This is a genomic window from Streptomyces brasiliensis (assembly GCF_014647875.1).
Classification (GTDB): Bacteria; Actinomycetota; Actinomycetes; order Streptomycetales; family Streptomycetaceae; genus Streptomyces; species Streptomyces brasiliensis.
Genome location: NZ_BMQA01000016.1, coordinates 1 through 12,627, shown reverse-complemented (window position 1 = coordinate 12,627; position 12,627 = coordinate 1). Strand labels below are relative to the sequence as shown.

The 12,627-nt window shown below is 70.1% G+C and carries 12 protein-coding genes, 1 tRNA gene and 1 pseudogene; 3 read left to right on the top strand and 11 right to left on the bottom strand.

From position 1 onward, the window contains the following. The first annotated feature begins 17 nt into the window (after window positions 1–17). A complete protein-coding gene (locus tag IEZ19_RS23620; protein WP_189313412.1) occupies window positions 18–1,013 on the top strand; it encodes a methyltransferase in 996 nt (331 codons plus the stop codon). Window positions 1,014–1,097: 84 nt separating this feature from the next. On the opposite strand, the gene IEZ19_RS23615 is transcribed toward IEZ19_RS23620, so the two are convergent. From IEZ19_RS23615 to IEZ19_RS23585, 7 genes are all read right to left on the bottom strand, one after another. After that, window positions 1,098–1,421, bottom strand: coding sequence for a TcmI family type II polyketide cyclase (locus tag IEZ19_RS23615; RefSeq protein WP_189313275.1), 324 nt, complete (start codon window positions 1,419–1,421; stop codon window positions 1,098–1,100). Window positions 1,422–1,441: 20 nt separating this feature from the next. Then, the gene (locus tag IEZ19_RS23610) at window positions 1,442–1,921 is read right to left on the bottom strand and encodes an SRPBCC family protein (protein WP_189313274.1); all 480 of its coding nucleotides are present in this window, start codon (window positions 1,919–1,921) and stop codon (window positions 1,442–1,444) included. Window position 1,922: 1 nt separating this feature from the next. Continuing rightward, entirely contained in the window at window positions 1,923–2,177 is a 255-nt protein-coding gene (locus IEZ19_RS23605; RefSeq protein WP_189313273.1) for an acyl carrier protein, read from the bottom strand. A gap of 80 nt (window positions 2,178–2,257) precedes the next feature. Further along, complete coding sequence (locus IEZ19_RS23600) at window positions 2,258–3,508, bottom strand: ketosynthase chain-length factor (protein WP_189313272.1); 1,251 nt, start codon at window positions 3,506–3,508, stop codon at window positions 2,258–2,260. Window positions 3,509–3,520: 12 nt separating this feature from the next. Further along, window positions 3,521–4,780, bottom strand: a complete 1,260-nt coding sequence (locus tag IEZ19_RS23595) for a beta-ketoacyl-[acyl-carrier-protein] synthase family protein (protein WP_189313271.1) — start codon at window positions 4,778–4,780, stop codon at window positions 3,521–3,523. Continuing rightward, entirely contained in the window at window positions 4,777–5,232 is a 456-nt protein-coding gene (locus tag IEZ19_RS23590; RefSeq protein WP_189313270.1) for a cupin domain-containing protein, read from the bottom strand. The genes IEZ19_RS23595 and IEZ19_RS23590 overlap by 4 nt, the downstream gene beginning before the upstream one ends. A gap of 57 nt (window positions 5,233–5,289) precedes the next feature. After that, window positions 5,290–6,363 (bottom strand): SchA/CurD-like domain-containing protein, encoded by a 1,074-nt coding sequence (locus tag IEZ19_RS23585; protein ID WP_189313269.1) that lies wholly within the window; start codon window positions 6,361–6,363, stop codon window positions 5,290–5,292. A 201-nt stretch (window positions 6,364–6,564) separates the two neighbouring features. On the opposite strand from IEZ19_RS23585, the gene IEZ19_RS23580 reads away from it, so the two are divergent. Continuing rightward, entirely contained in the window at window positions 6,565–8,193 is a 1,629-nt protein-coding gene (locus tag IEZ19_RS23580; RefSeq protein WP_189313268.1) for an FAD-dependent oxidoreductase, read from the top strand. A gap of 53 nt (window positions 8,194–8,246) precedes the next feature. Here the strand turns inward: IEZ19_RS23580 and IEZ19_RS23575 are convergent, their stop codons facing one another. From IEZ19_RS23575 to IEZ19_RS23565, 3 genes are all read right to left on the bottom strand, one after another. Next, window positions 8,247–8,978: a nucleotidyltransferase family protein gene (locus tag IEZ19_RS23575; RefSeq protein ID WP_189313267.1), complete on the bottom strand. Its 732-nt coding sequence runs from the start codon at window positions 8,976–8,978 to the stop codon at window positions 8,247–8,249. 30 nt (window positions 8,979–9,008) lie between these two features. Continuing rightward, on the bottom strand, window positions 9,009–9,467 hold the full coding sequence (locus tag IEZ19_RS23570; protein WP_189313266.1) for a hypothetical protein: 459 nt from the start codon (window positions 9,465–9,467) through the stop codon (window positions 9,009–9,011). Between the two features lie 236 nt (window positions 9,468–9,703). After that, a complete protein-coding gene (locus tag IEZ19_RS23565; protein WP_189313265.1) occupies window positions 9,704–10,840 on the bottom strand; it encodes an ABC transporter ATP-binding protein in 1,137 nt (378 codons plus the stop codon). Window positions 10,841–11,044: 204 nt separating this feature from the next. Here IEZ19_RS23565 and IEZ19_RS23560 point away from each other — a divergent pair. Next, window positions 11,045–11,118: transfer RNA gene (locus IEZ19_RS23560), tRNA-Thr, on the top strand. A gap of 135 nt (window positions 11,119–11,253) precedes the next feature. Here the strand turns inward: IEZ19_RS23560 and IEZ19_RS23555 are convergent. Continuing rightward, window positions 11,254–12,627: pseudogene (locus IEZ19_RS23555) on the bottom strand (hypothetical protein); the annotation flags it as partial.

The following is a 12,627-nucleotide window of genomic DNA, read 5'->3' as shown; positions in this document are numbered from 1 at the left end:
CCGCACCGCCACCGTCCATGCGGCTGAGAGAGCTCGTGTTCGGCGCGGCCTGTGCCGCCGCCGTCCGCGCGGCAGCCCGGCTCGGCGTCGCCGACGCCCTCGGCGAGGCCCCCACGACCGTGGAGGACCTCGCGGCCGCGGTGAAGACCGAGCCGAAGCCGCTGCGCCGACTGCTGCGGGCCCTGTCCTGCTACGGCGTCTTCACCGAGCGGCCCGACGGCACGATCGCGCACACCGACATGTCCCGGCTGCTGCGCGAGGACGACCCCCACAGCCTGCGCTACATCTCCCTGTGGTGCACCGAGCCCTGGACCTGGGACGCCTGGCCCAAGCTGGACGAGGCCGTGCGCACCGGCAGGAACGTCGTACAGGACCTGTACGGCAAGGAGTTCTTCACCTACCTCAACGAGGACGCCCCCGAGTCGGCCGACGTCTTCAACCGGGCGATGACCACGTCCAGCGAGCAGTCGGCGCGGGACGTGGCGGCCCTGCTCGACCTGTCCGGCGCCGCGTCCGTCGCGGACATCGGCGGCGGTCAGGGGCACGTGGTGGCGAGCCTGCTCGACAAGTACCCGTCGATGCACGGCAGTCTGCTCGATCTGCCCCGCGTCGTGGAGAACGCCGTACCCAGGCTGCGGCCCGGCGGCGACCTCGCCGGCCGCGCCCGGATCGTGCCCGGCGACGCCCGGGTGTCCGTGCCGGTCAAGGCCGACGTCTACGTCATCAAGAACATCCTCGAGTGGGACGACGAGTCCACCGCGCAACTGCTGCGCAACGTCATCGAGGCCGGCGGTCCCGGCGCGCGGGTCGTCGTCATCGAGAACCTCGTCGACGACACCCCCTCGATGCGCTTCAGCACGGCCATGGACCTGCTGCTGCTCCTCAACGTCGGCGGCGCCAAGCACACCACCGACAGCATGACCGGCAGGCTCACCGCGGCGGGCCTGTCCATCGACGGCATCGCGCCCGTCAACCCGTATCTGCACGCGTTCGACTGCCACGTCCCGGGCTGACCCGGACGCACCCGCACAGGCCACCGGCCGCCTGCCCGCAGCGTTGCGGGCAGGCGGCCGGTGGCGGTGGGGGGCTACGACGCGTCAGCCGCGCTCCCAGAGGTAGAAGCGTTTCGCCATCGCGTCCTTCGGGGAACGCCAGGTCTCGGGGTCGTACGCGCTGACGTACGCCGACAGACGCTCGCTGATGCCGCGGAACTCGGGGTGGTCGGTGACCTTGGCGATGGCCGGTCCGGGTTCGCGCTCCGACTCGACGAGGTGCATGTACACATCGCCGAACTGGAAGAGGCTGCGCCGCACGACCCCGACGAGGTGCGGCAGCTCACCGCGGTCCGACTCCTCGAAGATCTTGGCGATGTCCGGGGCCGAACCCGGGGCCATGCGGGCGACGATCAGGGCCTGGTGCATCCGTGGGGTCTCCGTCCCGCTCAGTCGGCCAGGGCGGCCGCGGACCGGCGTCCGGCGGCGGCCTTCTCGATCTTGTCCCGGATGAGGGACATCTGGACCTTGGAGTTCTTGTTGATGTTGTCGGTCATCCAGTCGTCGTCGACCGGGGCGTCCGGCTTCATCTGGAAGTCCTGCGTCCACACCATCCGGGTGCCGGCGGGCACCTCCTCGTAGTCCCACCGGATGTTCATGTAGGCGAAGGGGCCGGTCTCGACGCGGCGCGCCGTGACGACGAGCGCCTCACGGTCCGGCTCCCGCTCGGAGACCCAGCTCCAGACGGTGCCGTTCTCGTCGGGGTGCATGGTCAGCCGGAACCTCGTCTTCCGGCCCTCGCGGGAGAGGACCTCGACGGAGGCGTACTCGCTGAACAGCTGCGGCCAGTTCTCCAGGTCGTTGGTCATGTCCCAGACGAGGTCGAGCGGCGCGCCGACGGTGATCTCGTTCTGCGTGTGTCCGGCCATCTCAGGCTCCTGCCATCAGGGTGCTGTTGACGAGGTCGAGGAACTGCCGGGGCGTCTTGCAGCGCTCCGCGTCCGGCGGCATCGACGTGCCGTGCCGGTTCTCCAGTTCGCCGACGATGCCGAGCAGACCCAGCGAGTCGATGCCGAGGGCGTCGAAACCGGAGTCGTACTGCTGCTGCAGATCCTGCGGGGCGACGCTGACCCCGGCGGCCTGCTTCATGAGCCCGGCCAGCTCTTCCACGGTGATCGGAGACATATGGCTTCCTCTCTTTTGCTCAGGACGGTTGCTCGGGCGGTGTGTGTGGGCGCACGGCCTTCGGTGGGGCGACGGGTTCGTCAGGCTCGGTCGGTGGCGGCGTGCCGCAGCACCAGCGCCGAGTTCGACCCCATGAGCCCCCTGCTGAGGACCAGCGCCGTGCGCAGCTCGGCGGGGCGGGCCCGGCCGGTCACCAGATCGAGGTCGTGGACGGTGTCGTGGACGTTGGGGGTGGGTGGGATCAGGCCGTGCTCCATCGCGAGCACCGCCGCCGCGGTGTCCAGGACGGGCGCGGCGCAGTAGCCCCGGCCGGTGCCGGTCTTCGGCGCGGTGACGGGCACCCGCCTGCCGTGCGCGCCCAGCACGTCGGCGATGGCGAGCGCCTCGGCGCGGTCCGCCTCCGGCACCCCGAGGGCGTCGGCGAAGACCACGTCGACTTCCTCGGGGGCACAGCCGGCGTCGTCCAGGGCGGCGCGGACCGCCTGGGCGAGGCCCTCGCGGGACTCGGCCCAGCGCGAGGCGCCGGTGAACGTCGCCGCGTGCCCGGCGACGAAGCCGCGCACCTCCGCGCCGCGCGCCCGGGCCGCGTCGTCCGCCTCGACGACGACCATGGCGCCGCCCTCCGCCGGCACGAACCCGCAGGCCGCGTCGGTGAACGGGCGGTAGGCGCGGTCCGGTTCGGCGACTGTGCTCAGCTCCTCGTAGCCGAGCTGGCAGACCATCGAGTACGGAGCCAGCGGCGCCTCCGTCGACCCGGCCACGATCGCGTCGGTGCCGCGCTTGACCGCCCGCGCCGCATGGGCGAGGGCGTCCAGACCGCCGGCCTCGTCGGCGGCGACCACCGAGCACGGCCCCTTGAAGCCGCGGCGGATGGAGATCTGGCCGGTGGAGGCGGCGTAGAACCAGGCGATGGACTGGTACGGGCCGACGAAGCGGCTGCCCTTGCCCCACAGCCGCTGCAGTTCACGCTGCCCGAACTCACCGCCGCCGGACCCGGCGGCGGTGACCACGCCGATCGAGTACGGAGCGGTCTCGCTGTCGGCCTTGCCCAGCCGGGCGTCGTCCAGCGCGAGGTCGGCCGCGGCCATCGCGTAGTGCGTGAACCGGTCGGTCTGGACGAGGAAGCGCTCCTCGATCACCGCGGCCGGCTCGAAGTCGCGGACCTCGCCCGCCACCTTCAGCGGCAGGTGCTCACAACCCTCGCGGGTGATCCGGTCGAGGGCGCTGAGCCCCTCCTGGGTGGCCTTCCAGAAGGTGTCCGTGCTGGTTCCGTTGGGCGCGACCACACCGATGCCGGTGATGGCCGCGCGCCGTTCGTGGGCTGCGCTCATCGTGTCCTCTCCCTACTCCCTGGAACGGGTCAGGATCACCGCGGACTGGAACCCGCCGAACCCGCTGCCCACGGAGAGCACGCTGTTCAGCCTGCGCTCGCGGGCGACGCGCGGGACGTAGTCCAGGTCGCACTCGGGGTCGGGGATCTCGTAGTTGGCGGTCGGCGGTACGGCCTGCTCGGCCAGAGCCAGCACGCAGGCCACGACCTCGATCGCGCCGATCGCGCCGAGCGAGTGCCCCACCATGGACTTGATGGAGCTCATGGGCGTGTCGTAGGCGTGCTGTCCGAGGGCCCGCTTCACGGCGGCCGTCTCGTGTCGGTCGTTCTGCCGTGTGCCGGAACCGTGGGCGTTGACGTAGTCGATGGCCGTCGGGTCGAGCCGGGAGTGGTCCAGCGCGACCTCGATCGCCCGGGCCATCTCAAGGCCCTCACTGGTCAGGCCGGTCATGTGGTAGGCGTTGCCGTAGGTGGCGTAGCCGCTGAGTTCGCAGTAGACGTGAGCGCCTCGGGCTCGCGCGTGCTCGAGCTCCTCCAGGACGAGCACCGCGCCACCCTCGCCCATGACGAACCCGTCACGGTTGTTGTCGAAGGGCCGGGAGGCGTGCGCGGGATCGTCGTTGTTGGGGGACGTGGCCTTGATCGCGTCGAAGCACGCCATGGTGATCGGGGAGATCGGCGAGTCCGAGGCCCCGGCTATGCAGATGTCGGCCCGGCCCTCCTCGACGGTGTGGAAGGCGTAGCCGACCGCGTCGAGCCCGGAGGTGCAGCCGGTGGAGACGGTCTGCACCGGGCCCTGCGCGCCGAAACGTTCCGCCATCGCGGAGGCGAGCGTGCTCGGCGAGAACGCCCGATGCAGCTGGGTGTCCGCCCGCTCGTGGTCCACGTCCCAGCGCTGACCTCCATGGCTGACCAGGACGTAGTCGTGCTCGAGCCGGGTGGTGCCGCCCACCGCGCTGCCCAGCGACACCCCGACCCGCCAGGAATTCTCGGCGGCCAGGTCCAGCCCCGAGTCCCGGACCGCCTCGTCCCCGGCGACCAGGGCGAACTGGATGTACCGGTCCGCCCGTTCGACCTGCTCCGCGTCCAGCCCGTACGCCGCCGGATCGAAGTCGCACTCCGCCGCGATCCGCGACCTGAGCCCGACCGGATCGAAGAGCGTGATGCCTCTCGTCGCCGTACGACCGCTCGAGAGCAGGTCCCAGAACGCCCGCGCGCCGATGCCGCCCGGCGCGACGATGCCTATGCCGGTGACCGCCACCCGCCGGGTCATGAAGAGACCCGGCTTCGCTCGGCGGCCTCGGCCGGCTCCGTGACGACGGCGGCGGCGCCGATGACCTCCGTCTCCTCCGTGTCCACGTGCCCCAGCTGCGGCCGCGGGGCCAGCGGACCCAGGTGGAAGACGATCCGCGCCTCCTCGTCACCCACGTTGCGGAAACGGTGGCGGACGTAAGACGGGATCATCAGACCCTGCTCCGGCCGCAGCGGATGCGCCTCGCCGTCCAGGTCAACCTCGAGCCGGCCGCAGACGACGTACACGAACTCCTCGGAGTACGGGTGGTAGTGCTCACCGATGCGGTCACCGGGCTGCACGATGGCCACGCCCATGAAACCGCTGGTGGAGCCCACCGTGGCCGGGGTGAGCATGGCGCGCAGATCGCCGCCGCGCCTGACGTTGGGCTCGACCTCGCTCAGGTCGACGATTCTCGGACGGGGTTTGATCACGACGTTCCTCCGTTGGTGTGCTGCGTCCAGGCGATGGACAGAGCCGCCGAAGCCCGCTCAGGCGTCGGGCGATCGACGGTCGGTGATGAGCTCCATGCGCACGGCGCCCCCGTACAGGAGCGACTTCAGCTCCGCCGCCGAGCCGGACTGCGGCAGAACCTCCGCGGCGTGCCCCTCGCGCATGTCCACCAGCCGTACGACCACGTCGTCCCGCTGGAAGACCGTGCTGCGCAGGACCGGACCGGCCGGGTCCTCCAACGCCGCCTCGTCGTGCTGGGCGAGCAGCTCGGCCAGCCGCATCCCCTGCCCCGGCTTGGCCGGGTAGTACTGCGCGTACCGCTCGCCCTCCGGCAGCTCGTGCACCGTCATGTGGTGCACGGCCGGCAGTGCCGCCCGGGTGAAGAACACCCGCGCCGACTCCGGGTCGTTGAGGTCCCGGTCCTCCTCCAGATACGGGTTGACGGCCTCCTCGACCGCGCGGATCTCCGGCTGCCGGGCCACGTGGCGCAGCGCCGCGAGCAGGTCGCCGCGCACCTCGATGGCCCGTACGACCCGGTTGCCGTGCATGAACAGCGACGTCCGGCACAGCCGGGTGGTGTCGTCGACCTGCGCCTGGGGCGACGAGTAGTCCTCGAGGATCTTCGCGACCTGCTGCTCACTGCCCGGCTTGACCGTGAACGTCAGCGCGTGCCGGATGACACCGTCACCGATCCGCGGCGACGTCTGCAGCCGGCGCTTCGACGAGTCGGCGACCCCGCTGCCGGTCTCCCGGACGATGTGGAAGCGCAGCGACCGGGTGTCCCGGACGCAGCTGTGCAGCGGCTGCACCATCCGCACGTGCTCCTCGCTGTTCACCCAGGCGAGGAACGGCGGCGCGCTCTCCCACTCGCTCGTGATGAGCCATTGGGATGGATTCTCGATGGACTGGCAGAGTTGATCGCTGACATGACCCGGAACCGATGCAACCTGGCTGCCCAGTTGCTCGTACGCCTCCAGGAACTGCTGCTGGGCTCCCTCGTACACGTCGACCAGCAGCACGACCCGGAGGCTCGAGCCGTCGAACACGGACTGGGAGACTTTCGACACCTGTCGGGTCAGCGCTTCTGAAACACGTTCAGACGTAGTGGTCATCCTGCGGACATCTCCTTCGCGGGGCAGAGGCGGACGCCGGCCGCGAGTGACGCGACGTCAGCGTTCCTTGATCCTGTGCCGCTCCCCACCGGTGCGCGACTCGTATGAACCACGTGGGTGATTGGGCCCGCGGGACCGCCCGCACAGGGCAAGGAAAGTCACAGGCCCCCCATACACGCACCCCCTGCACTGGAGGCTTCGATGCATCAAAAGGCCGTCCACCGGGTTCCCGTCCTCATCGTGGGAGGCTCTCTGGTGGGCCTGTCCACCTCCGTCTTCCTCGGCCGGCTGGGCGTACCTCACCTGCTGGTCGAACGGCACTCCGGGACCTCGCGTCACCCGCGCGGGCGTGGCAACAACGTCCGAACGATGGAACTCTTCCGGGTGGCCGGCATCGAGCCGGACATCAAGGAGGCCGCCTCACTCCTCGCCGGCAACCACGGCATCCTGCAGGCCCCGACCCTGGTCGGCGACGCCGGCGAATGGCTCTTCAAACACATCGACCCGGGCGGCGGACTCGCCCGGCTCAGCCCCACGGGCTGGTGCCTGTGCAGCCAGAACGACCTCGAACCCGTCCTGCTCGAAGGCGCCCGCAGGCTCGGCGGGGACCTGCGCTACTCCCACCAGCTCGAGTCCTTCGAGCAGGACGCCGACGGGGTGAGGGCGCTCGTCCTGGACCGCGGCGCCGACAAGCACTACACCGTCCGGGCCGACTACCTCGTCGCCGCCGACGGCCCGCGCAGCCCGGTCCGCACCCGGCTCGGCATCACCCAGAGCGGACCCGGCGCACTCTTCGCCAACGTCAGCGTCACCTTCCGCTCCAAGCTGCTCGCCGACGTCGTCGGCGACCGCCGCTTCATCTGCTGCTACCTCACCGACGAGAACGCCGACGGCGCCCTGCTGCCGGTCGACAACCAGGAACACTGGGTCTTCCACGTCCCCTGGCACCCCGAGAACGGCGAGACGCTGGACGAGTTCACCGAGGAGCGCCTCCAGCGCCACATCCGCCGCGCGGTGGGCGTCCCCGACCTCGACGTGGAGGTCACCGGCAAGGCGTCCTGGATCGCGGCCGAACGCGTCGCCGACCAGTACTCCCGGGGCCGGGTCTTCCTCGTCGGCGACTCCGCCCACGAGATGTCCCCCACCGGCGCGTTCGGCTCCAACACCGGCATCCAGGACGCCCACAACCTCGCCTGGAAACTGGCCGCCGTCCTCGACGGCCGGGCCGGCACCGGGCTCCTCGACAGCTACCACGCCGAGCGCCGCCCCGTCGCCCTCGCCACCAGCGCCCGCGCCTCGGCCCGCTCCGTCGAGCACAGCCACCCCGGCTTCGCCCCGGCGCCCGGCGTGGGCAGCGGCCGCCGCGGCGGCATCCTCAACGTCGTCCTCGGCTACCGCTACACCGAGGGCGCCGTCCTCGGCACCGACGCGGAACAGCCCGTGATCCCCGACGGCCTGAAGCTGACCGGCGCCCCCGGCACCCGGGCCCCCCACATGTGGCTACGACGCGGCAGCGAGCGCCTGTCCACCCTCGACCTGTACGAACGCTCCCTCGTCCTGCTCAGCGACGCCCGGACCACCACGAACTGGCACGAGGCGGCCCTCCGCATCGCCGAAGCGCAGGGAGTACGGCTCGACGCGCACCGCATCGGCGCCGACCTCACGCCCGACGACACCGCCGCCGACTGGACCGAGGTCCACGGCACGACCCGGGACGGCGCGATCCTGATCCGCCCCGACGGCTTCGTCGCCTGGCGCTCCCCGGAGGCCGTACCGGACCCGGACACGACACTCCGCAAGACGGTCGGAACGCTCCTGCACACCGTCTGAAGTCCCGGACGACGGAGGGCCGCCCGGGCCGGCCCGGGCGGCCCTCCGTCGGTCTAACGACCCAGCGCCGCAAGCTCCTTGGCCGCCTCCGTCAGGTCCTTCGCAGTGTCGATGGCCCGCCAGTACGCCCCCTGCGGGATCGGGAACCCGGCCAGCCGCCGCTCGCGCGCCAGGTGCGGGAACGTGGTCCGCTCGTGGTCGCCCCGCTCGGGAAGCAGGTCGGCGAACCCGGGCGAGAAGACGTACACACCCGCGTTGATCTCGAAGGTCGACGGCGGCGCCTCGATGAAGTCGGTGACGTGGCCGAAACCGTCCGTCTGCACAGCGCCCCACGGAAGGCGCGGACGCGCCAGAGCGAGGGTGGCGACCGCGTCGCGCTCTGCGTGGAAGTCCGCCATGTCGCGCAGCGAGAAGCGTGTCCAGATGTCGCCGTTGGTGGCGTACCAGGGCCGGTCCGGACGGGGCAGGCGGGAGGCCGCGTACTTCAGGCCGCCACCACGGCCGAGGGGCTCCGTCTCCACCGCGGTGGTGACACGGACCGGCAGGTCGGCCGTCTCCAGCCACTTCTGCAGGACCTCCGCGAGGTGGCCGCAGGAGACCACCACGTCCGTCACGCCCTCCTCGGCGAGCCACGTCAGCTGGTGGCCGATGATCGGGGTGCCCGTACCGGGGATCTCGACCATCGGCTTGGGACGGTCGTCGGTGTACGGGCGCAGCCGCGAGCCCTGGCCGCCGGCCAGGACCACGGCTTGAGTGGGGCGCGACGCGGCGTTCGGATCGGTCATGACCGAACTGTACGTGGCGCCCCCTCACGGTCAGCTGTGGCCGGCCAGGACGCCCGAGGCGAAGGAGGTGTCGCAGACGGGGCGGGCGTACGACTGCGCGCGCGAGGCGCCGTACAGACGGACCGCGGCACGGCCGAGGGACCGGGCGATGGAGGCGCAGTGCTTCGCGAGCACCGGGTGGCCGTTGACCGCCTGCTGGAGGTGGGTGAGGACCACGCCCGGGTTCTTCTCCTGGAGCTCCGCCATCAACTGGTCGCGCAGCACGTCCTGCGGGGTGCGGGTGACCGGCCGTGAGGAGACGGCCGCCGAGGAGACGTCCGAGGCGGCGAGCACCGAGTTCGCGGGGCTCCCCGACCAGTTGACCCGGGTGACCGCGAGGGTTCCGGAGAGCACCAGGACGACGGGCAGGACGAGGGCGAGGGTGCGGCCGATCCGGCGGGCAGGGCCCCGGCGGCCGCGTCGCGTCTGTTGGGTGGTGGAGTGCTTCACGCGAGTGAGGGTAGCGCCCGGTAATGTTTTGGCGACATTTAGTCACCGTTTCGAGGGATGAGACAGCGCGATTTATTGGGTACGGCGTTGACGTACGGCGCTCGAAATGACCCGACTTGCCGAGGTATTTGTCGACAACGAAACGGGCCCCGCAGCAGCCTGCGGGGCCCGTTTCGTCAGCCTGGGTGAATTACCCGGGTTGTTCCACGCGCTGTGGATCAGTCGCTTCAGTCGCGTCAGTCGGAGAGACGCTCGCCCGTGGAGGTCGAGAACACGTGGGTCTCGCCCGGTCGCGGCACGACGTGCAGCTGAGCGCCCTTCTCCGGCACCTGACGGCCGTTGACACGGACGACCAGGTCCTTGGTCTGACCGCTGACCTCGGCGGCGCCGTAGACGTACCCGTCGGCGCCCAGCTCCTCCACCACGTTGACGGAGACGGCCAGACCGGCCGGGGCGTCCTCGGTGTCCTTCGACAGGGAGGAGCTGGCACCGCCGTTGTGCTCGACCACGTCGAAGTGCTCCGGGCGGACGCCGACCGTGACGGTCTTGTCACCCTTGTCGGTGGCGGCCTTGAGCGCCTCGCGGTTGACCGGGACCACGCTGTTGCCGAACTTCACACCGCCGTCGGTGATCGGGACCTCGACCAGGTTCATGGCCGGGGAGCCGATGAAGCCGGCGACGAAGAGGTTGGCCGGGCGGTCGTACATGTTCCGCGGCGAGTCGATCTGCTGGAGGAGGCCGTCCTTCAGGACCGCCACACGGTCGCCCATCGTCATGGCCTCGACCTGGTCGTGGGTGACGTACACGGTGGTGATGCCGAGACGGCGCTGCAGCGACGCGATCTGCGTACGGGTGGAGACACGGAGCTTGGCGTCCAGGTTGGACAGCGGCTCGTCCATGAGGAAGACCTGCGGCTCACGCACGATGGCGCGGCCCATGGCGACACGCTGGCGCTGACCACCGGACAGGGCCTTCGGCTTGCGGTCCAGGTACTCGGTGAGGTCGAGGATCTTCGCGGCCTCTTCGACCTTCTGCCGGATCTCCGCCTTGTTGACGCCGGCGATCTTGAGCGCGAAGCCCATGTTGTCGGCGACCGTCATGTGCGGGTAGAGCGCGTAGTTCTGGAACACCATGGCGATGTCCCGGTCCTTGGGCGGCAGGTGGGTGACGTCACGGTCACCGATGTGGATGGTGCCGGAGTTGACGTCCTCGAGCCCCGCGAGCATCCGGAGCGAGGTGGACTTTCCGCAACCCGACGGGCCGACCAGGACGAGGAACTCGCCGTCCTCGATCTGGATGTCGAGCGCGTCGACGGCGGGCTTCGTGGAGCCCGGGTAGACCCGGGTCGCCTTGTCGAACGAGACAGTGGCCATAGTGATGGGCCCCCTTCTACCGGCAGGAACGTGCCGGACGATCCGTTGTAGGAAGGTGGTTGGTGTAGTCCACACGAGTGAACTGGATCAGGACAGTACCTGGCGTTTCCCCGCCTGTCAGCACTCCGGGGTTGTGAGCTTCGCGGGAATTTTCGACAGGGGTCGCCCAGGACCTGGGTACACTGCTCAGGCGCGCCTGCGCACGCCTCCTTAGCTCAGCTGGTCAGAGCACCGCTCTTGTAAAGCGAAGGTCGTCGGTTCGAATCCGACAGGGGGCTCTTGGCACTATCTGGGACAACGCCCTCACGATCCTAGATCGTGAGGGCGTTGACGGTAGCGATTGACGGCAGTCGCCGCTCAGCGCCGGATGATCGACTCATCGCCTTGGCTCTGTGACGTGTCCCACGCCGGGGTCAGAGGAGCGGCCCGCTGCCCAGGAGCGGCAGCTGCGGCTTCTGCGTGGGCTCCGTCGAGGGCTGCGGTGACGGGGCCGGCGGTTGTGGCTTCTGAGCGGGCTCCGTCGAGGGCTGCGCAGACGGGCCGGGTGCCGGGTTTACCGGGGTCTCTGTGAGCCGACGGACGGTGTCACGGACCGTCTGTGCCGGCTTCAGCACCTCTGGAGCCGGTGTCACCGGCTGCGGGACCGCTGCCCGCGGCACATCCGCCCGCACCCGTGGTGCCTTGGTGCTACCGTAGTCCGGTACGCGCTTCACCATCCCGTTTCCGGTGATGAAGATGTTGCTGATCCACCCGCCATAGGCAGGGAGGTATGACCAGCCGTCGTTGTCGTACTGGCCGTAGATGACACGCTGCCCGTGGACCTGGCACTGCACGTGGATCGTCGACGGCTGCTTGAGCACGTCGACTACCTGGGCGTCAGTGGTCGCGTAGCGCCGGATGTTGACGTTGTGGCCCCAGGTCTGCTTCTGGTACACGGTGGGCCCCGGGTCACCCGGCTCGGGCGGCGCCGGTGGCACAGAACCGGGGGGAGTCGGCGAGGGGGCGGGAGGCGCCGGATTGGCCGGCGGCGGAGTCGGTTGCGTCGGCGGAGTCGGCTGCGTCGGCTGCGTCGGCTGCGTCGGCTGCGTCGGCTGCGTCGGCGGGGCCGGATCGGCCGGCGGTGCTGGGATGGGCAGCGGAATGCTCGGGTCGGTGTTCGCCGGCGGGGGCGGGGGCGGGTCGGACGGGAGCGGCGGCCTATTGTCGCGTGGCGGGGTCGTCGGGAACGGATAGTAGGAGTCGTACAGGCGGTCGGACGGGTCCGGTTCGACGGTTATGGGCTGGGTGAAGTCGGTCGGCGGCGGGGAGTAGGTGACGCTGATGTTCGGCCCGGAGACGATGATTGAGATCTTTGCGTCGAAGTTCTGACACAGCGGTCCGTGGGGTATCGCCGCGCACTCCTGGATCCCCATCGTGCCGTCGTACTTGACTCCGGTGGGGTTCGAGGACTGCTGCACAATGTCGTCCCGGCCTGTGGCCTGGCCCACGAAGTGCCCCATCCAGCCCTTGGGGACGTAGTTCGATTTGACGTCGACGGTGTTGTACAGCAAATTGCCACTGCTGTCGGCGCAGCGCCGCACGTGGATGGTGTCGTCGCCCAGACGGTTATAGTCGCCTTCATAGAGCGACGAGTACCAGTGGAATACAAAGTCGTGGTTGTCGCAGAACTGTCCGTGCGGCACATCCGCGTGAGCGGCGGCGGCCGGCAAGGTCACAACTGAGACGGACTTGACTTGCTCCTCGGGCTGAAGCCCGAGGATTCTGGCCTTCCCTGGTGTTGCTGCGCC

What these genes read in the sequence shown, in the direction of transcription:
- IEZ19_RS23595 (WP_189313271.1), bottom strand. Translation starts at nt 4,780, where the DNA reads ATGACCCGGCGGGTGGCGGTCACCGGCATAGGCATCGTCGCGCCGGGC.
- IEZ19_RS23610 (WP_189313274.1), bottom strand. Translation starts at nt 1,921, where the DNA reads ATGGCCGGACACACGCAGAACGAGATCACCGTCGGCGCGCCGCTCGAC.
- IEZ19_RS23600 (WP_189313272.1), bottom strand. Translation starts at nt 3,508, where the DNA reads ATGAGCGCAGCCCACGAACGGCGCGCGGCCATCACCGGCATCGGTGTG.
- IEZ19_RS23620 (WP_189313412.1), top strand. Translation starts at nt 18, where the DNA reads ATGCGGCTGAGAGAGCTCGTGTTCGGCGCGGCCTGTGCCGCCGCCGTC.
- IEZ19_RS23575 (WP_189313267.1), bottom strand. Translation starts at nt 8,978, where the DNA reads ATGACCGATCCGAACGCCGCGTCGCGCCCCACTCAAGCCGTGGTCCTG.
- IEZ19_RS23565 (WP_189313265.1), bottom strand. Translation starts at nt 10,840, where the DNA reads ATGGCCACTGTCTCGTTCGACAAGGCGACCCGGGTCTACCCGGGCTCC.
- IEZ19_RS23580 (WP_189313268.1), top strand. Translation starts at nt 6,565, where the DNA reads ATGCATCAAAAGGCCGTCCACCGGGTTCCCGTCCTCATCGTGGGAGGC.
- IEZ19_RS23585 (WP_189313269.1), bottom strand. Translation starts at nt 6,363, where the DNA reads ATGACCACTACGTCTGAACGTGTTTCAGAAGCGCTGACCCGACAGGTG.
- IEZ19_RS23605 (WP_189313273.1), bottom strand. Translation starts at nt 2,177, where the DNA reads ATGTCTCCGATCACCGTGGAAGAGCTGGCCGGGCTCATGAAGCAGGCC.
- IEZ19_RS23615 (WP_189313275.1), bottom strand. Translation starts at nt 1,421, where the DNA reads ATGCACCAGGCCCTGATCGTCGCCCGCATGGCCCCGGGTTCGGCCCCG.